This is a genomic window from Shimia marina (genome assembly GCF_001458175.1).
In the GTDB taxonomy this organism is placed as follows: Bacteria; Pseudomonadota; Alphaproteobacteria; order Rhodobacterales; family Rhodobacteraceae; genus Shimia; species Shimia marina.
In genome coordinates this window covers 562,198-583,461 of sequence record NZ_CYPW01000027.1, presented here as the reverse complement: position 1 = coordinate 583,461, position 21,264 = coordinate 562,198, and the positions used below count along the sequence as shown (strand labels likewise).

The 21,264-nt window shown below is 57.5% G+C and carries 23 protein-coding genes and 3 tRNA genes; 17 read left to right on the top strand and 9 right to left on the bottom strand.

Annotated features, from left to right (window positions below; all coding sequences use genetic code 11):
* The first annotated feature begins 11 nt into the window (after nt 1-11).
* Entirely contained in the window at nt 12-803 is a 792-nt protein-coding gene (locus SHM7688_RS15470; RefSeq protein WP_058240822.1) for an SDR family NAD(P)-dependent oxidoreductase, read from the top strand.
* On the top strand, nt 797-1,732 hold the full coding sequence (locus tag SHM7688_RS15465) for a Gfo/Idh/MocA family protein (RefSeq protein ID WP_058240821.1): 936 nt from the start codon (nt 797-799) through the stop codon (nt 1,730-1,732). Before SHM7688_RS15470 ends, SHM7688_RS15465 begins: the two co-directional genes overlap by 7 nt.
* 13 nt (nt 1,733-1,745) lie before the next feature.
* Here the strand turns inward: SHM7688_RS15465 and neuC are convergent, their stop codons facing one another.
* From neuC to SHM7688_RS15435, 6 genes are all read right to left on the bottom strand, one after another.
* Nucleotides 1,746-2,867, bottom strand: a complete 1,122-nt coding sequence (neuC, locus tag SHM7688_RS15460) for a UDP-N-acetylglucosamine 2-epimerase (protein ID WP_058240820.1) — start codon at nt 2,865-2,867, stop codon at nt 1,746-1,748.
* A complete protein-coding gene (locus tag SHM7688_RS15455; protein ID WP_058240819.1) occupies nt 2,864-3,625 on the bottom strand; it encodes a glycosyltransferase family protein in 762 nt (253 codons plus the stop codon). Before SHM7688_RS15455 ends, neuC begins: the two co-directional genes overlap by 4 nt.
* Before the next feature lie 3 nt (nt 3,626-3,628).
* On the bottom strand, nt 3,629-4,564 hold the full coding sequence (locus tag SHM7688_RS15450) for a glycosyltransferase family 92 protein (protein WP_058240818.1): 936 nt from the start codon (nt 4,562-4,564) through the stop codon (nt 3,629-3,631).
* Nucleotides 4,561-5,679: a capsular polysaccharide export protein, LipB/KpsS family gene (locus tag SHM7688_RS15445; protein WP_058240817.1), complete on the bottom strand. Its 1,119-nt coding sequence runs from the start codon at nt 5,677-5,679 to the stop codon at nt 4,561-4,563. Before SHM7688_RS15445 ends, SHM7688_RS15450 begins: the two co-directional genes overlap by 4 nt.
* Before the next feature lie 6 nt (nt 5,680-5,685).
* On the bottom strand, nt 5,686-6,717 hold the full coding sequence (locus SHM7688_RS15440) for an N-acetylneuraminate synthase family protein (protein WP_058240816.1): 1,032 nt from the start codon (nt 6,715-6,717) through the stop codon (nt 5,686-5,688).
* Between the two features lie 108 nt (nt 6,718-6,825).
* Nucleotides 6,826-8,130, bottom strand: coding sequence for an ATP-binding protein (locus tag SHM7688_RS15435; protein ID WP_058240815.1), 1,305 nt, complete (start codon nt 8,128-8,130; stop codon nt 6,826-6,828).
* A gap of 38 nt (nt 8,131-8,168) precedes the next feature.
* On the opposite strand from SHM7688_RS15435, the gene SHM7688_RS15430 reads away from it, so the two are divergent.
* The 3 genes from SHM7688_RS15430 (at nt 8,169) to SHM7688_RS15420 (ending at nt 9,502) form a co-directional block, all read left to right on the top strand.
* On the top strand, nt 8,169-9,083 hold the full coding sequence (locus SHM7688_RS15430; RefSeq protein ID WP_058240814.1) for an MBL fold metallo-hydrolase: 915 nt from the start codon (nt 8,169-8,171) through the stop codon (nt 9,081-9,083).
* A gap of 105 nt (nt 9,084-9,188) precedes the next feature.
* Nucleotides 9,189-9,263: transfer RNA gene (locus SHM7688_RS15425), tRNA-Asn, on the top strand.
* Between the two features lie 164 nt (nt 9,264-9,427).
* A tRNA-Asn gene (locus SHM7688_RS15420) sits at nt 9,428-9,502 on the top strand.
* 372 nt (nt 9,503-9,874) lie between these two features.
* Here the strand turns inward: SHM7688_RS15420 and SHM7688_RS15415 are convergent.
* Nucleotides 9,875-9,964, bottom strand: a tRNA-Ser gene (locus tag SHM7688_RS15415).
* Between the two features lie 106 nt (nt 9,965-10,070).
* Between SHM7688_RS15415 and SHM7688_RS15410 the strand changes: the two genes are divergently transcribed.
* From SHM7688_RS15410 to SHM7688_RS15375, 8 genes are all read left to right on the top strand, one after another.
* Nucleotides 10,071-10,943, top strand: coding sequence for a DUF2059 domain-containing protein (locus SHM7688_RS15410; RefSeq protein ID WP_083499072.1), 873 nt, complete (start codon nt 10,071-10,073; stop codon nt 10,941-10,943).
* A gap of 228 nt (nt 10,944-11,171) precedes the next feature.
* Complete coding sequence (locus SHM7688_RS15405) at nt 11,172-11,771, top strand: 50S ribosomal protein L21 (RefSeq protein WP_058240813.1); 600 nt, start codon at nt 11,172-11,174, stop codon at nt 11,769-11,771.
* Between the two features lie 23 nt (nt 11,772-11,794).
* Nucleotides 11,795-12,064: a 50S ribosomal protein L27 gene (rpmA, locus tag SHM7688_RS15400; RefSeq protein WP_058240812.1), complete on the top strand. Its 270-nt coding sequence runs from the start codon at nt 11,795-11,797 to the stop codon at nt 12,062-12,064.
* A gap of 82 nt (nt 12,065-12,146) precedes the next feature.
* The gene (locus SHM7688_RS15395; protein WP_058240811.1) at nt 12,147-12,740 is read left to right on the top strand and encodes a LysE family translocator; all 594 of its coding nucleotides are present in this window, start codon (nt 12,147-12,149) and stop codon (nt 12,738-12,740) included.
* Nucleotides 12,741-12,754: 14 nt separating this feature from the next.
* Entirely contained in the window at nt 12,755-13,294 is a 540-nt protein-coding gene (locus SHM7688_RS15390; RefSeq protein ID WP_058240810.1) for a GNAT family N-acetyltransferase, read from the top strand.
* A 55-nt stretch (nt 13,295-13,349) separates the two neighbouring features.
* Complete coding sequence (gene obgE, locus SHM7688_RS15385) at nt 13,350-14,396, top strand: GTPase ObgE (protein ID WP_058240809.1); 1,047 nt, start codon at nt 13,350-13,352, stop codon at nt 14,394-14,396.
* The gene (proB, locus tag SHM7688_RS15380) at nt 14,384-15,493 is read left to right on the top strand and encodes a glutamate 5-kinase (protein ID WP_058240808.1); all 1,110 of its coding nucleotides are present in this window, start codon (nt 14,384-14,386) and stop codon (nt 15,491-15,493) included. Before obgE ends, proB begins: the two co-directional genes overlap by 13 nt.
* Before the next feature lie 43 nt (nt 15,494-15,536).
* Entirely contained in the window at nt 15,537-16,835 is a 1,299-nt protein-coding gene (locus tag SHM7688_RS15375) for a glutamate-5-semialdehyde dehydrogenase (RefSeq protein WP_223229199.1), read from the top strand.
* 68 nt (nt 16,836-16,903) lie between these two features.
* Here the strand turns inward: SHM7688_RS15375 and SHM7688_RS15370 are convergent, their stop codons facing one another.
* Nucleotides 16,904-17,500 (bottom strand): histidine phosphotransferase family protein, encoded by a 597-nt coding sequence (locus tag SHM7688_RS15370; RefSeq protein ID WP_058240806.1) that lies wholly within the window; start codon nt 17,498-17,500, stop codon nt 16,904-16,906.
* Nucleotides 17,501-17,528: 28 nt separating this feature from the next.
* On the opposite strand from SHM7688_RS15370, the gene SHM7688_RS15365 reads away from it, so the two are divergent.
* From SHM7688_RS15365 to olsA, 3 genes are all read left to right on the top strand, one after another.
* Complete coding sequence (locus tag SHM7688_RS15365; RefSeq protein ID WP_058240805.1) at nt 17,529-17,711, top strand: DUF3553 domain-containing protein; 183 nt, start codon at nt 17,529-17,531, stop codon at nt 17,709-17,711.
* Between the two features lie 122 nt (nt 17,712-17,833).
* Nucleotides 17,834-18,613 (top strand): L-ornithine N(alpha)-acyltransferase, encoded by a 780-nt coding sequence (gene olsB, locus SHM7688_RS15360; protein ID WP_058240804.1) that lies wholly within the window; start codon nt 17,834-17,836, stop codon nt 18,611-18,613.
* A complete protein-coding gene (gene olsA, locus SHM7688_RS15355) occupies nt 18,610-19,434 on the top strand; it encodes a lyso-ornithine lipid O-acyltransferase (RefSeq protein ID WP_058240803.1) in 825 nt (274 codons plus the stop codon). Before olsB ends, olsA begins: the two co-directional genes overlap by 4 nt.
* Before the next feature lie 55 nt (nt 19,435-19,489).
* Here olsA and SHM7688_RS15350 read toward each other — a convergent pair whose 3' ends face one another.
* Nucleotides 19,490-20,104 (bottom strand): glutathione S-transferase family protein, encoded by a 615-nt coding sequence (locus SHM7688_RS15350; protein ID WP_058240802.1) that lies wholly within the window; start codon nt 20,102-20,104, stop codon nt 19,490-19,492.
* 336 nt (nt 20,105-20,440) lie between these two features.
* On the opposite strand from SHM7688_RS15350, the gene rpsB reads away from it, so the two are divergent.
* Nucleotides 20,441-21,211, top strand: coding sequence for a 30S ribosomal protein S2 (gene rpsB, locus SHM7688_RS15345; protein ID WP_058240801.1), 771 nt, complete (start codon nt 20,441-20,443; stop codon nt 21,209-21,211).
* The last annotated feature ends 53 nt before the right edge of the window (nt 21,212-21,264 follow it).

The window sequence follows — 21,264 nt, the reverse complement described above, 5'->3', positions numbered from 1 at the left end:
GGCCAGACAAAATGGACAAACAATTGGACGGGCGCACAGTCTTTATCACAGGGTCCGGCGGTGTGCTGGGCTCCACCTATGTACGCCGCATGCTGGAAGTTGGTGCCAAGGTTGTGGCCACCGATCTGCCCGGTGCACGCGCGGATACCCTCAAAGAGGCGCATGGCGATAATCCGAACTTTGGCTACTACGACCTGAACGTGGGTGTCGAAGAAGAGGTGGTTGAGATCTTCAAGCGGGTGATGGCAGATGGCTGGCAGCCCAATGTGGTGCTCAACAACGCCGCCATCACCGGTGAGATGCTGATGGGCGCGGGCAAGCCGTTTCCGGATTTTGCCGATACCAGCGTCGAAGACTTTGAGCGCACCATGCGCACCAATCTCACCGGTGCGTTCATGATCGCGCGCCAGATGGATCGCGACATCGTGGGCAAATACCCAAGCGCTTTGATCAATGTGGCGTCGATGTATGCCCTTAACGGTGCGCATCACCCGATTTATGACGGCATGCCGTTTAAGAACTTCTCTGCCTATGGCGTGTCCAAAGCAGGGATCCACGGCATGACCGTCTGGCTTGCAGGCTATTGGGCCAAGCGCGACGCCACCGTGAACACCATTGCGCCGGGCGCTGTGTTCAATGGCCATTCTGAGGAGTTTCAGAAACGCGTCGGCGCGCTGATCATGCAGGACCGCATGGCGCAGCCGGATGAAATCGCAGATGTGATGCTCTTCTTGGCCAGCAAACACGCAGGCCATATGACCGGTCAGATGGTCAATGTGGATGGGGGCTTCTCCGCGTGGTGATCGCGGTCATCGGTGCCGGCTCGATTGGCAAACGCCATGCGGCCAATCTGGCCGCATTGGGCGAGGCTGTTGAGCTGATCGGCTGGCGCGGGTTTGACCGCGCCGCCTTTGAGACACGGCAAGACATCGAGGCGGTGGTGATTGCCACCTCTACCCCGATCCGGCTGGAACTGATCGAGATGTGCGCTGCACATGATTGGCCGTTTTATGCAGAAAAACCGCTGGCCTGGCGTGTGGCGCAGGTGGAGGCCATTCACGCTGCTGCCGCCCCTGTAGCGGCGCGCTCCATGGTGGGGTTCATGATGCGCTATCACCCTGCGGTGCGGGCGCTGGCCGCGCTGGATCTGAGCCAGACCTACGGGTTTTCATTCGAGATCGGTCATGACGTGCGCCAGTGGCGGGAAAACTGGTCCTTTGCCGGGAGCTACGCCGCAGAGCCAGAGGGCGGCGGCGTCTTGATGGACCTGTGCCATGAAATGGATCTGGCGCTGGCGGTGATGGGCCCGCTTGAGATCTCTGATGTGCGCGCCCTGGCACATGACGATTTTCCCCAGATTGATTTTGCCACCCGCGTGGATGTTGTCTCGGCCTCTGGAGCAGTGGGCACCATTTCGATGGATTATGTCTCACCTGTCTCGTTGCGCAAAGCCGCGTTACGGGGCGCAGAACGCGTTGTGGATTTGGATTTCCTCACCCCCACCTTGTCGGAAGATATGGGGCAGGGTGCGCAGGTCACGCCATTTTCCTTTGAGCGCAATGACATGTTCATGGATATGATGCGTGATTTTCTGGCGCTTGTGCGGGGTCAGGAGACATCCGGCAACCCGCTGATTCCCCGGTTTGACACCATGCGCGACAGCAGCCTGTTGATTGCGCGCGCCTGGGAGGCGCGGCGCTTCACCGGTGTTGTGGATTTGGAGATGTCCTAAATGCCCAAGCCTTTCAGGCGTTGTCCTGAAAGGCTTTTTGCAGGCCCTGGGTCCAGAACGTATCGCTGTTGAGCAGATCCACAAAGCGATCCGCAGAGCGGCCTTCGCCAAAGCCGGTGTGCGGCTGATGCGGCGTGCCCCATTGGTTTTGCAAAAATGTCTGTATTGCTGCACTGTCCTCTGCGGCGCAGGAGAACACCGATCCGGCCTGTGCGCGGTTGGTCTGGCGGGTGCCGACATCCAGTGATGGCAAGCCTAAGAAGGGTGCTTCGCGCACACCAGCAGAGGAGTTACCAATCATACAGGCCGCGTTTTTCATCAATTCTGAGAAGTGGTTAAATCGCATTGAGGGGAACTGACGAAAGCGGTCTTTTGGCAAGGCGTCGAGCACTGTGAAGATGTCTTCGGAGCCGGGATCATTGTTGGGCGCGATCACCACAAAGTTCTTTCCAGATGCCTCAAGCTCTGCAAAAAGCGCTTGGGCCTGTGCGCCCATGGTGGCCTGCTCCGACGTCACCGGATGGAAGGTCACCAGCCCGAAGTCATCAAACGGGATGTCATAATGCGCCTGCACCTCTTGCAGGGTGACACCGGAGGCGCCTGCGTGGAAATCCAGCTCTGGTGAGCCGATCACATGGATCGCCCCCTCAGGTTCGCCCATGGCCATGACCCGTTTCTTGGCGGCATCTGAGCTGACAAAATGATGGCTGGACAGCTTTGTATTGCAGTGGCGGTAGATCTCGTCAATCGTGCCGGAGACCTCACCGCCCTCGATATGCGCACAGGGGATGTAATTGGTTGCCGCCACCAAAGCGCCCGCGAGCGCTTCGATCCGGTCGCCATGAACCACCACCATATCCGGGCGCGTTTCAGTCACGTAGTCAGAAAAGCCGACCACGGTTTTCGCCAGAATGATGTCTTGCGGATCACCGGGACGCTGATTGAGGAATTCATGTTTGGTGACACCGGGCATGCGATGCACCTCGATCTTGGTCATCCCATAGCGCGCCAGCATATGCATGCCGGTGATGAAAAACGTCACATCAAAGCCCGCATCCCGCGCAGCAATGGCCAGAGGCTCCAGCTTGCCGAAATCAGCGCGGGTGCCGGTGAGGAAGAGGAGGGAGCGGGTCATTGACAGACCTCTTTGATAAGGGCGTCTACTTTGGCTTTGAACGCATGTGTCGCGTCGCGGCACGTCTTTAGCATCTCTGGTGCTGCGAGGCCGGTATCGAGCTTACTTTTCCAGTTTTTGGGCGTCGCATAGGCGGGTTTGAACCGGTAGCCGTAGAACTTGTTGGAAAACGGCACACAGATGGTTTTGCGCCCCATCAAAAGCGACCAGTAGACCCCGTGATAGGAGTTGGAAACAACCGTTTTGCCACTGGCAATAAAGGCCAGCGCCTCTTCCAGAGAATTGCAGTTGTTTGACAGTTTGGGCATGTCGTCGGGGATGCCGAGTTTCTGTTTCTCGGTTTTGCCACCATGAAAATAGAACACCACGTCGTGTTCAGGGGCTGCCTGCGCGTCAAACAGAGGCGACATGCAGCTGGCGCAGGGAGCGTAGTCGTAACGCGTGTCGCCATAGTCGCGGCTGCCGACCAGATCACAGAGTGCACGTGCGCGGCTGTATTTGCGTGAAATCGGAAAGGTTTGCCGTGTTCCCACCCCCCAGGCGATGTGTTTCACACCCTCCTGCTTCAGAATGCCGGCCTCATCCGCGAGCCCGCCGAATATTTTGCCACCGCCATAAATCCCGATTTTGTAGTCAGGGCTTGGGGTGCGCAGGTCTTTGGCCTGAGCATCCTGCCAGTCAAAATAATCATATGGGCTGCACATTGCGTCGCCGACATTTTTGGTGTCACGCAGGTGTTGAAACATCAAAGCGGACATGAGCTACCCTCGAAATTTGTCTGCGAAATCATTGGCGTTCTTGATGCCATGGCGGGAGAGAAATTCCAAAGCGGAATTGTCTGTGATCGGATTTGCCTCAATCAAGGTCTGTTTCTCACGGAGAGATTTTGCGCGCGTGTCATTGGACACTCCGGACACGGCACCGCGGTTGATCTTGTGATCAGTTTCTTCACGAGACAGCAGGTAATAGTGATTGAGCTGCAAAACATCGGTTGTGACAAACGCCGCTGATTTGCGCGCTTTGTTGGTCGCGCTCTGACCCAAGGTGTTGACGGTGTGTTTGCCCATGGCTGCGGTTTCAAATTTATGCACGCTCACTTTGGTTACGTCGCAAGGGTCGATGATACATTTGAAATTGAGCAGTGGGCCGGATTGGTCAGCGGCGCGGGCGGTGTAGTCAAAAGGGATGGGTGCGGATGTCGGCGCTTCGTGGCCATTGTGGCCAAACATCACCCAGGGCAGCGAAATATTACTGTGTACCTCAAGTGGTTTTAGCGCTTCGGGAAGCGACATCGCCTCTTTGGGGACGATATATTCGTCCAGATCAATCATGCTCATCCAGCGAAACTTCGCGCCAAAGGTGCATATTGCATGGCAGTAAGCAACGATCTGACGTGGCAGAACCAAAACCGGTGAGGTGGTTTCGGTATGTAATTGCCATGGCACAACTGTGACCTTCATACCTTTGAAATTGCGTGCTATTTCTGCGGTGCGGTCATCTGACATATTGTCATAGAGGATGACCTCCCGCACGCCTGCAAGGGCATAGAATGTCAGCCAGTCTTCGAGCCGGCGCTCTTCGTTTTTGGCGATGGCCACAAGTGCAATGCCGTGACGATCCGCATCCGGTTTCGGGGGGCTTATGGTAATGCGCGAGGCGCGCCCTTTTTTGCGTGTTTTCTTGAACGGCCAGATCATGTTTTCCTCCGCCAGATGCCGGAGGTGTCGCTGTCACTCAGGCGCTGTGCGATGAGCGCGAAAGGTGGTTCGCCTTCGATGCTGGGGTAGTAGACCTGATCCAGAAAAGACATGAATGCGTCGCGGGCCTTTGTTGAGAAGGAAAGTGTTTCGGGCGCGGCAAAAAGCGCCGTCAGCGCGACGGTGTCTGGCGCGCGCAGGGCGACGCCGTCGATGGCCCAGTAACATTGGCCACAGGCCACCACCGGTTTGTCATAAAACATCGCCTCAAGCCCGACGGAGGAATTGACTGTCACCACACCGCGGCTGGCGGCCACCTGTGAAAACGTGTCATTGGCGTTGTCCAGAAACACTTTGCCGGGCAGGGCACTCTGGATCTGGGCGGCAAAAGATTCCGGCGCGGTGGGGTGTTCCTTGATGCGGATGTGCCATCCTTCGGGCAGGGCCTTTGCGGCTTTGGCAATGGCGTCAATCAGGATCGGGACGGTGGGGAAATTGCCGCCAAACAGGCGCAGCTGGCTGTCACCCGGTGTCTGGAGTGCCACAAAGATAAACGGATCACTGAGCGGAGGCGCATCCAGGACTTCGGCGTCTCGCAGGGCGCTGCGCTGTTTGATCTGGCCCTTGATGTCGCGCCAGTTGCGTTTCTCCGCTGTGTGATACCAGTCTGCGTAAGGCGCAATGTCACGCGGCAGGCAACTTGCGTTGTTTACGCCCTGCGGATCCACAGTGATCCGGCCCGGAAAAGGCCCAAGTTCAAAAAACAGGGTTTTGGCGCCTGCGGCCTTGGCGCCCTGCATAAACACGCGGCGCGTCCCGTTAAGCCCATTCCAGCAGACCGCGACCTGATCGGCGTGTTTGGTAAAATAGGCGCGGGCGCCATTATATTGCAGCTTGAGCAGCCACAGATGCAGCGCCTGCGCAAAGCCGCTGGCACCGCGATCCTTGGACATTTCCAGCGCCTCTTGGGCGACCTTTGCGGTTTCTGGCCAGCTGCGCAGGCTGAGCGGAGCCAGTTTGCGCCAGTGGATTGGCCCACTCTCAGAGAGAACGCGCGCAATGGTGGCGCGTTTCTTTTTGCGTGGGTCCAGACAGGTGAATTGGAAGCGCTGCATCTGGCTTCAGCCCTCCAGATCTTCCCACTTCAACTGCGTGTTTCGTGTGACTGCCCGTGTCAAAGTTTTGCCCACTACCTTGTCAAAGTCATAGCCCGGGATTTCGCCAGAGCCCGGACGGCGGACCCAGATGTCTTGCTCGGTGATCACGTGACCTTCTGGCAGATCCTTGTCAGCCACCACAGAGGCGCGGGCAAAGGCATAAACCGGTTCTTCGGCCTCAGTGCGCTGTTTGGGGTTGTTGGCGGCAATCCAGATTTCACGGGAGCGTTCAATCAGAAAGCGCAGCTCTGAGGGGTCCATCGAATTGATGATGTCCGGGCCCTGACGATAGCGCGTGTCGGTATAGTGTCGTTCCAGAATGCAGGCGCCCAGCGCCACAGAGGCCAGTGCCATTTCTGGCCCGATGGAATGATCGGAGAAGCCTATAACCGCATTTGGAAAAGCCTCTTTGAGATCGGTCACGCCGCGCAGAGACACGATTTCGGGCGGCGAAGGGTAGAGGTTGGTGCATTCCAGCAGCGCATACTCCACGCCTGCCTCTTCGAGGATGGCGACAGAGCGTTGCATGGTTTCAATGGTTTGCATGCCGGTGGACATGATGACAGGTTTGCCAAAGGAGGCGATATGGCGGATCAAGGGCAGGTTGTCGGCCTCACCGGAGCCGATCTTGAATGCCGGAACGCCCGCCTCTGCGAGGAAATCCGCAGCTTTGCGCGAGAAAGGCGTGGAGATGAAAATCATACCCAGCTCTTCCGTATAGCGCATCAGCTCCAGTTCATCCTCGGCGGACAATGCGCATTGCTCCATCACTTCCCAGATCGACACATCTGCATTTGGTGGGAAGATCTGTTTGGCCTCATCGGTCATTTCATCGTCGACAAAATGGGTCTGATGCTTGACCAACTCGCAGCCAGACAAAGCCGCAAGACGCACCATTTCTTTTGCAACAGAGAGATCACCGCCGTGATTGATGCCGATTTCTGCGATGACGAGGGGCGGATGATTTGGGCCAATCTCTCGGTTGCCAATACGCATGTCGCTTCCTTTCTAATTGTCGCAGCACATTTTTCTGACTGCTATCGTCTCTGAATTGCGCTGTAAAGCGGGCGCCTGTATGAGCCAATGGTCAAAGCGACAGTGCGCCTACATGCCCAGCACCAAATCTGCGCGTAGGCCACCCAGAGTTTCACTTTCGCCAAGGCGCAGAATGCCACCATGGGCGCGGGCCACATCGGCGGCAATGGAGAGGCCCAGACCAACACCAATCCCCTTGTTCTGATTGCGTCCGGGTTCCAGTCGGGCAAAGGGTTTAAGCGCTTCTTCGCGTTGCGCAGGCGAGATGCCCGGCCCATCATCCTCCACGCGAATGCGCAGATATCGCTCTGTGATCTGGACAGAGACTTGGGCGCAATTGGCATAGCGCACTGCGTTGCCGATCAAATTTTCAACGGCGCGCCGGACCGTGGCAGGACGCAGCTCCACCTCACCGCTGCCCTCTGTTGATACAAGCGCAACATCCGCGCCGCTGCGTTTGAAATCTTCTACAATTTCGGTTGTCAGCAGGACAGGGTCGACCCCTTCTGTTTCATCCTCATAGACCCCGCGGGCAAAGCTCAAAAAGGCGTCCAGCATGCGTTGCATTTCTTCGACATCGCGTTCCAGCGGTTCCCGATCCACATCATCCAGGAGGGACAGGCCAAGCTTAAACCGTGTCAGCGGCGTACGCAGATCATGGCTGACCCCCGACAACAGAAGGGTGCGTTGCTCCATCTGGCGCTCTATCCGGGCACGCATGTCCAAAAACGCGCTGCCCGCTGCGCGCACTTCGATGGCGCCGCCGGGGGAATAGGCAACCGAGCGGCCGCGCCCAAATGCCTCTGCGGCGACGGCCAAGCGTTTGATTGGGCGCAATTGGTTTCTCAGATAAAGATAGGCCACAAATGTCAGGACCGCGCCAAAGAAGACCATATTTACAAAAAGCTGATGTGAGTTTGAGGCGGAAACACGGTCGCGATCAAAGTCCAGAATCGCCGGCCCATCAGGCAGGTCCAGATGCAGGAAGACCTTGCCATCCTGTGCCAGCTGCACCGCCGTGACCTGAGGCAGTGAGGCGCGAAATTCTCGCGAGATGATAAAGGCCGAAAAATCATACCAGACGCGCGTATCATCATAACTGAGATCTGTGGGGTAGGTGACCGCCATGTCCAAGGTGTTTAACACCGTCGGCAGCGCCTCAGGCACGCTCTCTTTCACGGCGACAGCATCAATAAAGAGCTGCACCTCCCGCGCAACGGCCCGTGACATCTGTTCTGTCACCCCTTCGAAATGCCGTGTCACAAGCCCGAAAGAGACCACGAGTTGCAGCAAAACCACCGGCAGGATCAGGATCAGCGCAGCCCGCCCATAGAGACTGCGGGGCATATAGCGTTTGAGCCAGCGAAAAAACATGCCTACACCTTGGCGAAAGATATTCTGAGAGGATGACCATGGACGCCCATATTCTGGCTTTCAACCCTGAACCCGGAAAAGCCGAGCAATTGGCGCCAAATCTGCGCCGCATCCTCGCGCCTAATCCGTCGCCGATGACCTTTCGGGGGACCAACACCTATCTCATCGGAGATACAGAGCTTGCCGTTATTGATCCGGGGCCAGATCACCCAGACCACCTGAAGGCCATTCTGGCAGCGGTGACGGGAGAGCAGACAATCACACATATCATTGTGACCCATGCCCATTTGGACCATTCCCCGCTGGCCAGGGCGCTCTCGGAAGAAACCGGTGCGCCGGTCTATGCCTATGGGGATCCCGATGCCGGGCGCAGTGCGGTGATGCAAGCCCTTGCGAGCAGTGGTCTGGCCGGCGGCGGCGAGGGGGTGGATGTGGACTTCATGCCAGATCGCGTGGTCTGCGAAGGCGAGGTGCTGCGGGGCAGGGGCTGGGCGCTGGAAGTGATTCACACGCCCGGCCATTTTGGAAACCATATTTCTCTTGCCATGGAGGATGTCTGTTTCTGTGGAGACCATGTCATGGGATGGGCCAGTTCGCTGGTGTCCCCACCTGACGGGGATCTCACCGATTTTATGGCCTCTTGTGAGAAGCTTTCTGCGCGGCAATGGCGCGTATTTCACGCAGGCCATGGGGCTCCGATAGAAAACCCATCAGAGCGCTTGGCGTGGTTGATGGCGCACCGCAAGGGACGGGAGGCTGAAATCCTGGCAGCGCTGGCCAATGCGCCAACCACCGCAGAGGCACTGGCCGCGGCAATCTATAAAGAAACTCCTGCCGCGCTCCTCCCAGCTGCCACGCGCAACGTTTTCGCGCACCTCGTTGATTTAAATGGTAAAAAAAGAGTTTCAGTACGGGGTCGGCTCGCCGCAGATGCGATTTTTGAACTGCTGTAAAAGTTTTTTGCGGAAATTCAAAAAACTTCAAAAAAGCCTCTGGACGTCTCTGAAATCCAAAGCTATACCCCGCCACATCTCCTGAGACAGCTCAGGGATAGATGTTCCGGCGTAGCTCAGCGGTAGAGCAGTTGACTGTTAATCAATTGGTCGTAGGTTCGATCCCTACCGCCGGAGCCATAAAAATCCCTTAAGTCACAAAGACTTGAGGGATTTTTTGTTTTTCGCAAGCTTGTGTTCTGAGGTGAAATTTCTTCCTGCAATCGGTAAGAAATCCTCTGGACGTCCCCAAAAAGCGCGGCTATACCCTGCGACACCTTCTGAGGCAGCTCAGAGATAAATGTTCCGGCGTAGCTCAGCGGTAGAGCAGTTGACTGTTAATCAATTGGTCGTAGGTTCGATCCCTACCGCCGGAGCCATAAAAATCCCTCAAGTTACAATTGTTTGAGGGATTTTTTGGTATTTAGGTGCTCTCATTTCCCACAGCACGTCTCTTAAATGGGTCGGAGGGGGGGGCGGCAGCTGCACCCGAAATGTAAGGGGGGATCAGGCCAGCCCATCGTTTCTGCTAGCCCCTTATCTTCGACGGGTTGCACGCTTCGCGCCACGCTCGAAAGATTGTTATCTAATCAAGTATTCCATTCGCTTATATGGTCGGCACACCTAAAGGCTGCAAAAGGTGTCATTGTATGAAGCTAATGGCCCAAAGTGGCTCAAGGTTCAGGAAACAAATCAGAGGTTTCTTAGGTGCAAAAAAAGGCGAATTATACAATAAGTATCAAGGGGGATAATGGCGGAGAGACAGGGATTCGAACCCTGGGAACCCGTGAAGGCTCAACGGTTTTCGAGACCGCCCCGTTCGACCACTCCGGCACCTCTCCGTCCGCATAGACCGTGGTCTTGGTGCGCCGTCGTTTACGCGCGTTCGTGATCACGTGCAAGTGGGATTTGCGTTGTTTCGCCCGTGAAATGATTTAGCCTGTAGTTATGGTTTCAGCTCTTGCCCGATTGGCCCCGCCCTCTGTGATCTCCCTGCGCGCCATTTTTGGCTTCTGCGCTGTGTTTGTGCTCTGCTTGACTGGCATCGCAGGTGGCGCGAAGGCCGCAGGCCGGGATCGCGTGGCTGCGTTTTTACAGGTCACCGGCTTTGATGTGGCGATTGAGTCAATTGCGCTCTCGGCTTCGGCGGCGCCGGAAATGCTGGGATTGGCCGAGGAAGATTTTGGCCTTCAGTGGCAGACGCTTTCTGAGGATGTGTTTGATGTTGAACTCATGCAGAGCCGCGCGCTTGATATTTTGGAGGCCACATTGGATGAGGCTTTGCTGGCGCATGCGGCTGAATTTTATGCCAGCGACCTTGGGCAACGCCTTGTGGCGGTGGAGAATAGCTCGCATATGGGAGATGATATCGCCAAAGACACAGATGGGGCCGCATTGCTTGACGCGCTCAAAGCCAATGACGATCCGCGCATTGATTTGTTTAAGCGCATGAACCACGCGATTGATCCCAAAGACATTGGCGGGCAGGCCATGACTGAAATTCAGGTCAGGTTTCTTTTGGCGGCCTCTTATGCGGGGGTGATCTCTCTGCGCACAGATGAGGAGGGGCTGCGCGCGGCTCTCAATGAGAATGCAGAAGAGATTGCGCATGAAATGGAGCAGTCGTCCCTGCGCAATGCCGCCTACACCTATCAGGATTTCTCTGTGGAGGAGATTGCAGCCTATACTGAGGCGCTGGAGCATCCGGATATGATGACGGTCTACGAACTGATGAACGCGGTGCATTTTGAAGTGATGTCAAACCGGTTTGAAGCCTTGGCGCTGCGCATGGGGGAGTTACAACCCGCACAGGAGCTGTAAGGTCGGCGCCTGGCGCGATGTGGGCCGAAGTTAAGGGTTGACTTGAGAGGTTTTCCACAGGATAAGCGCGCATCCGGCGTGAAGTGCAGACTTTGCGCCTGATTTTATTGTAACACAGCCCCATACAGGGGCGCGCAGTTCGAGGCGGCATGGTGTCAAAGCCTGCCACAACGCCAAATCCTTCAGGATGCGGGGCCACAGGACGCGATCAGATCGAAGGAATAGGACATGTTCGCAGTCCTGAAGACCGGCGGTAAACAGTATAAAGTACAGGCAGGCGACGTCCTGCGTGTCGAAAAACTGGCTGCAGACGCTGGCGAAAAGATTCAATTCAACGATGTGCTGATGGTTGGCGGTGAGTCCACCGTTGTTGGCGCACCTTTCGTTGAAGGCGCTGCCGTGCAGGCTGACGTGATCGAACAGATCAAAGGCGAAAAGCTGATCAAATTCGTGAAGCGTCGTCGTAAGCACAGCTCCAAGCGCACCGTGGGCCACCGTCAGAAACTGACACTGGTTCGCATCACCGACATTCTTGCCACCGGTGGTGACAAGTCTGGTGTGAAAGCTGCAATCGGCGCAGGCTCCGTGTCCGCTCCTGCCGCAGCAGCAGAAGCCAAACCTGCCAAAGCCGCTGCAAAAGCAGAAGCTCCGGCAGCAGCAGGCGACGACCTGACCGCCATCACCGGCGTTGGTCCAGCCGCTGCCAAGAAACTGGTGGAGGCAGGCATCACCACTTACGCTGCTCTGGCAGCCGTGGATGTTGACACCTTCGAAGGCGCCAAAGTGAAGCCAGAGTGGGTTGCGCAAGCAGCCGAACTGGCGAAGTAAAAGACGGATAGGAGACTAACGATATGGCACATAAAAAAGCTGGTGGTAGTTCCCGTAACGGTCGCGACTCCGCAGGTCGCCGTCTTGGCGTGAAGAAATACGGTGGCGAAGCCGTGATCCCAGGCAACATCATCCTGCGTCAGCGCGGCACCAAGATGTGGCCGGGCGAAGGCGTTGGCATGGGCAAAGATCACACCATCTTTGCAACCGTTGACGGCAACGTGAAGTTCCACAAAGGCCTCAAAGGCCGCACCTTTATTTCGGTTCTGCCAGTGGCGGAGGCCGCTGAATAAGCCGACCCAAAAGGTTATGAGACATCTAAGGGACCGGCAGCAAACGCCGGTCCCTTTTTCTTTTTGAGTATTGAGATACGCCATGAGCGTTGCCGTGATCAGTTTTAGCGTTTTTGCCGCAAGTCAGGTGGGCACACCTGGGCCTGCGAATATGGCGCTTTTGGCAACAGGCGCGCGCTTTGGCTTTCGGGCGGCCTTGCCATTTGTGGCCGGGGTGGCTCTGGGCAAGCAATTGATCATCTGGCCGATTGGCTTTGGTGTGATGGAACTCGCCGAGGCGGTGCCGGGGCTTTTTGAAGCGCTGAAATGGCTGAGTGTGGCTTATATTTTCTGGCTTGCCTGGAAGGTTGCCAATCTGCGCCTGACCACAGCAAGCGCAGATCCGCAAACGCCGCCAGGATTTGCCGCTGGCCTGCTGGTGCACCCGCTCAATCCCAAGGCCTGGGCCATGATCGTGGCCGGATTTACAAATTTTGTCACACCGGGGACATCAGCCTTGATGGCCACGGCAACAATTGCCATCTGCCTTTTGAGCGCGCAGGCCGTTCTGCATCCGATCTGGACCTATGCCGGAGATCGGATCGCAAGACGCGTCGCAGGCACGCGCGGGGAAATTTATTTAATGCGCACATTGGCGGCCCTGACCGTCCTCTCTGTGCTTTATGTGGCTCTTTGAGGAGGAGAACGCGTATGAAACTGGACACAATAGTCAATCAACCCGTTGTCGACACCCCACGTTTTGCGCTGCGGCCGCTGCGCCGCTCCGATCTTGGTTTGATTGAAATGCATACGGCCGATCGCGAGTTGGCCCGTATGACCACCAGCATCCCCAACCCGGTGCCACCCGGTGCCACCGAAGCGTTCATTGCGCGCGCGCAATCCGAAGATCGGGTCGAGGACGTCTGGGCCATTGATGGCAGCACCGAAGGCCATCCTGAGGTCATGGGCTTGATCAGCCTCACGCGCGTTGATGAGGGGCAGACCGAAATTGGCTACTGGATTGGCAAGGCGTTCTGGAACACCGGACTGGCCTCAGAGGCCGTACGTGCGTTGATCGCGGCCAACCCGCTGGAGAGCAGCACAATCTTCGCCTCTGTGTTTCAGGACAATCCGGCCTCTGCGCGGGTACTGACAAACTGCGGTTTTCAGTATCTGGGGGATGCCGAAAGCTTCTCTGTGGCCCGCGATGCCACAGTGCCAACCTGGACCTATAGTTTGAAACTGGATTGAGCCTTGCGCGCAGGCAGGGTATGAGCGCAAAACGCGCCCCGAAAGGACCACTGACATGAAATTCCTCGACCTTGCCAAAGTCTACATCCGCTCCGGTGGCGGCGGGGGCGGTTGTGTGTCCTTCCGACGGGAGAAATACATTGAATACGGCGGCCCTGATGGGGGCGACGGCGGCAATGGGGGCTACGTCTGGGCCGAAGCTGTCGAAGGGCTCAACACGCTGATCGACTTCCGCTATCAACAGCACTTCTTTGCCAAATCCGGCCAGCCGGGCATGGGCAACCAGCGCACCGGCAAATCCGGCGATGACATTGTGCTGCGCGTACCTGTGGGCACCGAAATCCTTGATGAAGATCAGGAAACCCTGATTGCCGATCTGACCGAGGTGGGCCAGCGCGTGCTCTTGGCCAAAGGCGGCAACGGCGGTTTTGGCAACCTGCACTTCAAATCCGCTACCAACCAGGCCCCGCGTCGGGCCAATCCGGGCCAGCCGGGGGTGGAGCGTACCATCTGGCTGCGCCTGAAGCTTATCGCCGATGTGGGCCTTCTGGGCCTGCCAAACGCAGGCAAATCCACCTTCCTTGCCGCCACCTCCAATGCGCGGCCCAAGATTGCGGATTACCCGTTCACCACGCTGCATCCGAACCTTGGTGTTGTCGGTGTTGATGGGGTGGAGTTTGTGGTGGCTGACATTCCCGGCCTGATCGAGGGAGCCAGCGAGGGCAGGGGCCTTGGTGACCTTTTCCTTGGCCATGTGGAGCGCTGTGCGGTGCTTCTGCATCTGGTGGATGGTACTTCCGGCACGCTTCTGGAAGACTATAAAACCATCGTGCAGGAAATCACCAACTACGCCGATATTCTCGCAGACAAACCGCGCGTGACCGTGCTCAACAAAATCGACAGTCTGGACGCCGAAGAGCGTGAATTCCTCAAAGAGGAGTTGGAGGCCGTGGCCCAAGGCCCGGTGATGCTCATGTCCGGGGCCAGCCATGAAGGCACCACCGAGGTGCTGCGCGCGCTGCGAGCGGAAATCGATGATGACCGTGTGCGTCAGAAAATCGAAGACACCGCAGATGAGGAAGAGGCGCCGTGGCAACCCTGATCACTGCCAAGCGGGTTGTTATTAAAATCGGGTCAGCTCTGCTGGTTGACCGGAACACTGGCCTGTTGAAGGCTGACTGGCTGAAGGCTTTGGCCGCAGATGTTGCCCTGCTGAAGGCACGCGGCACCGATGTGGTGCTGGTGTCTTCTGGCTCGATCGCGCTGGGGCGCGGCGCGCTTGGCCTGCCTGCGGCCGCAGATCTGTCATTGGATCAGTCGCAGGCCGCCGCTGCCGTGGGCCAGATCCGTCTTGCCCGCGCCTATGAAGAGGTTTTGGCGCCTTACGAGATCACCACCGCGCAGGTGCTTGTGACGCTGGAAGACAGCGCCAACCGCCGCCGCTACCTCAATTCGCGCGCCACATTGGATCAATTGCTGACGTTGGGCGTTGTGCCCATCGTCAATGAAAATGACACCGTGGCCACGGATGAAATCCGCTATGGCGATAATGACCGTCTCGCCGCGCAGATCGCGCTGACCACCGGCGCGGATCATCTGATCCTGCTCTCGGACGTGGACGGCTTCTATTCCGCCAACCCCATGACCGACCCCAATGCTCAGCGCTTTGAAGTGATTGAAACCATCACGCCGGAGATCGAAGACATGGCCGGCGAAGGCGTTTCTGGCCTCTCCAAAGGCGGCATGATCACCAAGCTCATGGCGGCCAAAACCGCCACCGCTGGCGGCTGTGCCATGGCGATCACCGAAGGTTCTGCCCTGCGTCCCATTCAAGCGCTGGAGCAAGGGGCCAATGCCACGTGGTTTACTGCAGAAGGCACCCCACAGCTTGCCCGCAAACGCTGGATCACCTCCATGAAACCACAGGGCGCTCTGGTGGTGGATGCCGGCGCGGCCCATGCGCTCAGCTCCGGCAAAAGCCTGCTGCCTGCCGGTGTGACCGAGGTCAACGGGCAATTTGGCCGGGGCGATCCGATTGAAATCACGGATGGATCGGGCCACCGTCTCGGCCAGGGGCTCAGCGCGTATTCCTCTGAGGAAGCGCGCCGGATCAAGGGCCATCACAGCCGCGACATTGAACCCATTTTAGGATATCCCGGGCGCACGGCGCTTGTTCACCGTGACGACATGGCACTTTAGCCTTCCTCTTGATGCAAATATCCTCGCCGAAGGCGAAACTCTGATCACATATCGTAACCCACAAAGGACAGATCTGATGAAAGACATCGCAGATATCCCCGCCCTGATGGCCCAGATTGGCGCGCAAGCCAAAGCGGCAAGCGCGGAGCTGGCCTTTGCCCCGCCGGAGGTGAAGCGCGCCGCGCTTGAGGCTGCCGCCGATGCGGTCTGGTCCCGTCGCACCGAGATCATTGAGGCCAACAAAAAAGACCTCGAATTTGGCCGTGACAAAGGCCTCTCTGATGCGATGATGGATCGCCTGATGCTCGATGAGCCCCGCATTGAGGGCATCGTGTCCGGCCTACGCACTGTTGCGGCACAAGATGACCCTGTTGGCGAGGTACTGACCCAGTGGGATATGCCTTCCGGCCTCAACATCCGCCGCGTGCGCACGCCTCTGGGTGTGGTTGGCGTGATTTATGAAAGCCGCCCCAATGTGACCGCAGACGCGGGCGCGCTGTGTCTGAAATCGGGCAATGCCGTGATCTTGCGTGGCGGCTCTGAAAGCTTTCACAGCTCTGGTGCCATTCATGCCTGCCTCGTTGATGGGTTGAAATCCGTTGGCCTGCCAGAAGCGGCGATTCAACTGGTGCCCACTCGTGACCGCGCCGCGGTGCAGGAACTCCTGACCATGGTCGACACCGTGGATGTGATTGTGCCGCGCGGTGGTAAAGGCCTCGTGGGCCTCGTGCAGCGCGAAGCCCGCGTGCCGGTTTTTGCCCATCTTGAAGGCATCGTGCACATCTATGTTGATGCCGCTGCTGATGCGCAAAAAGCCATGGATGTGGTGCTCAACGCCAAAACCCGCCGCACCGGCATCTGTGGCGCTGCGGAATGTCTGCTGATCCATGAAAGTCTTGCAGAAACGCTGGGCGCGGCGCTCATTCAGATGCTGCTGGATGCCGGTGTGCGGGTGCATGCGGATGAAACCCTGCAAAAGATCGCAGGCACCACAGCGGCCACCCCTGAAGATTGGGGCAAGGAGTATCTGGATATGGATATCGCTGCCAAAGTGGTTCCTGATGTTGACGGGGCCATCGCGCATATCCGCCAATATGGCTCCAATCACACCGATTGCATCCTGACCGAAGACGATGCGACAGCGGCCCGTTTCTTTGAGCGGCTCGACAGTGCCATTCTGATGCGCAATGCCTCCACGCAGTTTGCAGACGGTGGGGAATTTGGCATGGGCGCAGAAATCGGCATTGCTACCGGCAAAATGCACGCGCGTGGTCCCGTTGGCGCGGCACAGCTCACCAGCTTCAAATATCTGGTCGAAGGGGATGGCGCGACCCGCTCTTAAGCTTGCGTGCAAAAGCAAAAAAGGGCGCCTTAACAAGGTGCCCTATCTATTTGTTAAGAATGGGTTAATCAGAATCGCACCTCAATACTCACCTCATTGAGATCCACTTTCAAATCCCGCCCCAGCATTTTGGCGCCCGCCGGCAGCAGGCCAAACTGCACTTTTGCCGGGACCAGCCCTTCTGGCACATCGCCTTTTGCCACCGGTTCCCACAGATCAGGGTCCGCACGCAATTTTTCCGTTTCGGCCAGAAGGAACCAGCCCTCTCCCTCACGTGTCACCGTGATGCTCCCGCCAAAGGGCATCGCGCTTTCAAAACACATCAACCCCAAGAAGGCGAGGCGCAGTTCAGAGCGCGGCACCGCACCGTCGACTTCCCAGTAGGTGGAGACTCGAGAACTGGGCGCAAGTCCCTGAAGAATAGATTGAATTTCCGCTTCGCCGACCATCTGTGTATCGCCTGGCTGACCAAAGGCCACTCGAAACAGGCGAATACGCGCATTTGCGTTGTTCACGCTGTCAGAGATCATGTCCATCTCTGGCCCTTTGGCATCCCCTGTTAACGACAGTAGTTCCAAACCATTTCCAATTGCGCCTACGGGGCTGATCAGGTCGTGGCAAATTCGCGACCCTACCAATGCGGCGAAATCCGTACTATGTGACATCTGTATTCCCTTTTGCGACGAGCGCCCCATGCAAGATCTGAACGCCTTTTTGGAACCCGGTATGCTGGTTACCCATCCGGATCAACCCGATTGGGGGCTGGGACAGGTTCAATCCAACATCGGCGGCAAAATCACCGTCAATTTCCGGGACGCGGGCAAGGTCGTCTTGGATGGCACGCGTGTCATGCTCATGCCCGCATCAGACGTCTGATTTGGTTAACAAATCGTGTATTGCGTGAAAAATCTATGAATGCATGCGCAGATTGTCGCTTGGTTGATTTCTGAGCGTCGCCTGCCTAAAACGCATCAAAACAAAGAGGACACGGTGGGGCGATGAGCGCACATGTGCCGGAATTTCAGGTTAAGCTTGCCACGACTGAGGAAGAGCTGAGGGCCGCGCAACGCCTGCGCTACCGCGTGTTTGTCGAGGAACTGGGCGCCGATGGGGATATGGTCGATCATGACGCCCGGCTCGAAATTGATCGTTTTGACGCCTATTTCGATCATTTGATCCTGCGCGACAATGCGCTTAAATCCGATCCGTTGGATCAGGTCGTGGGGGTTTACCGTCTGCTGCGCGAAGAGCAGGCCGTCCAGATTGGGCAATTCTATTCCGAAGATGAATATGATCTTACCGCGCTCAAGGCCTCGGGCCGCCGCCTGCTGGAATTGGGGCGATCCTGCCTGCTGCCCGCCTATCGCGGCGGTGTGGGCATGTTTCATCTCTGGAGTGCGCTGGCGGCCTATGTGTCCGAACATGACATCGACATTCTTTTTGGTGTGGCGAGTTTTCACGGCACCGATGTAAATGCGCATGCCGCCGCACTTTCGCTGCTGCATCATCGCCACCTTGCCCCCAAAGACATCCGCACGCGCGCGCAGAAAGAGGTGTTTGAACCCATGGATCTGATCCCGGAGGAGCAGATTGACCGTCGCGCCGCCATGTTGGCGGTGCCGCCGTTGATCAAGGCCTATCTGCGGATTGGCGGATTTGTAGGGGAGGGTGCCTATCTGGATCATGCCTTTAACACCACCGATGTCTGTCTGATCCTCGACACAGCACGCATGAATGAGAAAAACCGGGCACTCTATACCAAAGGGCGCAAACTGTGAGCACCTGGGAAGGTGACGAAGGCTATCCGATCCCCCATAAGATTGGTGTCATGGGCGCGTTGCGCGCCCTCATCCGCGGCCTGCCGCTGGCGCTATTGGTTTTCGGCTGCCTTGCGCTTTTGCTGCTTCTGCGCATGATCGAAAAACCGCTTTTTGGTCTGCGCCGCCCATGGACGCCCTACATCACGCAGTTTGTGTGCCGCAATGCCTTCCGCCTGCTGGGCATCCGCTTTGCCACGGAGGGCACGCCCATCCGCGATCAGGGCGCGGTGGTGGCCAATCATGCGTCTTGGCTGGATATCTTTGCGCTGAACGCGCCACAGCAGGTCTATTTTGTCTCCAAGGCTGAAGTGGCCAACTGGCCCGGCATCGGCTGGCTGGCGCGGGCCACCGGCACCTTGTTCATCCGACGTGACCGGCGTGAGGCGCGGGCGCATAAAGAACTGTTTGAGGATCGGCTGCGGGCAGGGCACCAGCTGTTGTTTTTCCCGGAAGGCACCAGCAGCGACAGCCTGCGCGTGCTGCCGTTCAAAACTACGCTGTTTCAGGCCTTCTTTGATCCAAATCTGAAAGAGGACATGATCATTCAGCCGGTGACCGTGCGCTATCACGCCCCAAAGGGTGCCGAGCCGCGCTTTTATGGCTGGTGGGGTGATATGGAATTTGGTCCGCACCTGCTGAGCACTTTGGCGGCCAAGCGGCAGGGCGCGGTGACACTCACTTACCACGCGCCTCTAAAAGTGGCCGATTTCGCGGATCGCAAAGCTCTGGCGCGCGCCGCAGAAAATTTGGTCCGCGCGGGGCTTGAGACCTCTATGTAAAAACGGCGCGCGGGGCAGGGCCATGTCATATGGCCCTGATGGCGCGCCACATGGGTTAACCTTCGTCGCGCAACGCCGCTTTCTGAAACGCCTCACGCGCCTCAATGGATCCAACAAAGGCGGCCAGCTTAGGAAAGGCCGCTGCCAGTCCGAGCCGGTGGATGGCGGCCTGCGCAGGAAACAGCATCATCACATCCACTGCTGACAATTGATCCAGTACAAAATGCCCCGAGGGTCGGATCAGGCTTTCCATATAGGCAAAATGGCTTTGAGTTTCTGATTGGATGCGCGGATGCAAGGGGGCGGCGGCCTCCCCAAGACGGCTGGTATAAATGCCCAGCAAAAGCGGCGTCATGGCGGAGCCTTCGGCAAAATGCATCAGTTGAAGATGCGCCAGACTGGCTGCTTCATCACTGGCATCGGGCAGCATATGGGGCGCGAATCTCTGACAAAGCACTTCCACAATGGCGGCAGATTCCGTGATCAGATGGCCGTCAATCTCCAGCATGGGCGCTTTCCCAAGCGGATGGATATCTTTCAGTGCATCAGGTGCCAGAAATGTCTCCCTGTTCCGATGATAGGCGCAGAGCTCATAGGGCTGTCCAATTTCTTCCAGAAGCCACATAATCCGGAGCGAGCGCGATTTGTTGAGGTGGTAGAGTTTAATCATGAAAACAGATCCTTAGTCCGTGCTTGCTGCGCATGGCATGCGTTGGTATCACGCCCCCGCAGCCGATATGGCGCCGTTGAAATGGCCATGCCTCTGCCTCAACCTGATCCCTTGTAGGCTGAGGTCAACCCCGGTCCCGACGGAAATGCGTCGGATTGCCCCAAAACGCCGTCACTCAGGGCTTGCAAGCTTGGGGAAGCTGCTGTAAACGCGCGGCATTCAAACCCGCAGGCGGGGTTTGGGCTTGGACAGGGGAGACATCCCTGTCGGTCCGCCGGTTGGAGCATCTGCTCTCACTTCTCCCCGCCAAGGCGTAAACCGGAAAAGGAAAATAGCATGGCTCTTCCCGAGTTCTCCATGCGTCAGCTGCTCGAAGCTGGCGTTCACTTTGGTCACCAAACACAGCGCTGGAACCCACGCATGGGCCCGTTCATCTACGGCTCTCGCAACGGCATCCACATCATGGACCTGACCCAGACCGTTCCTATGCTGGACCAGGCTCTGACAGCCGTACGTGACACTGTTGCCAAAGGCGGCCGCGTCCTCTTCGTTGGCACCAAGCGTCAGGCCGCAGCGCCGATCGCAGATGCAGCAGAGAAATCCGCTCAGTACTTCATGAACCACCGCTGGCTCGGCGGCACGCTGACCAACTGGAAAACCGTTTCCCAGTCCATCAACCGTCTGAAAGAGATCGACGAGAAACTGGCATCCGGCGCAGAAGGCCTGACCAAGAAAGAGCGTCTGGGCATCGAGCGCGACCAGGAGAAGCTGCAAGCCTCTCTCGGCGGTATCCGCGACATGGGCGGCGTTCCTGACCTGCTGTTCGTCATCGACGTGAAAAAAGAAGCACTGGCCATCGCCGAAGCCAACAAACTGGGCATCCCAGTTGTGGCCGTGGTTGACACCAACTGCTCCCCAGACGGCGTTGACTACATCATCCCAGGCAACGACGACGCATCCCGCGCGATCTCCCTGTACTGTGACCTCGCAGCCCGCGCAGCGCTGGACGGCATGACCGCACAGCTGGGCGCCGCAGGCGTGGATCTGGGCGAATTCGAAGCTCCGGTTGAAGAAGCCGTGGCCGAAGAAGCCGCAGCAGACGCGTAAGCGACGTTACAAATCTGACATGGGGGCAGGGTAGACCCGCCCCCACATTCCCA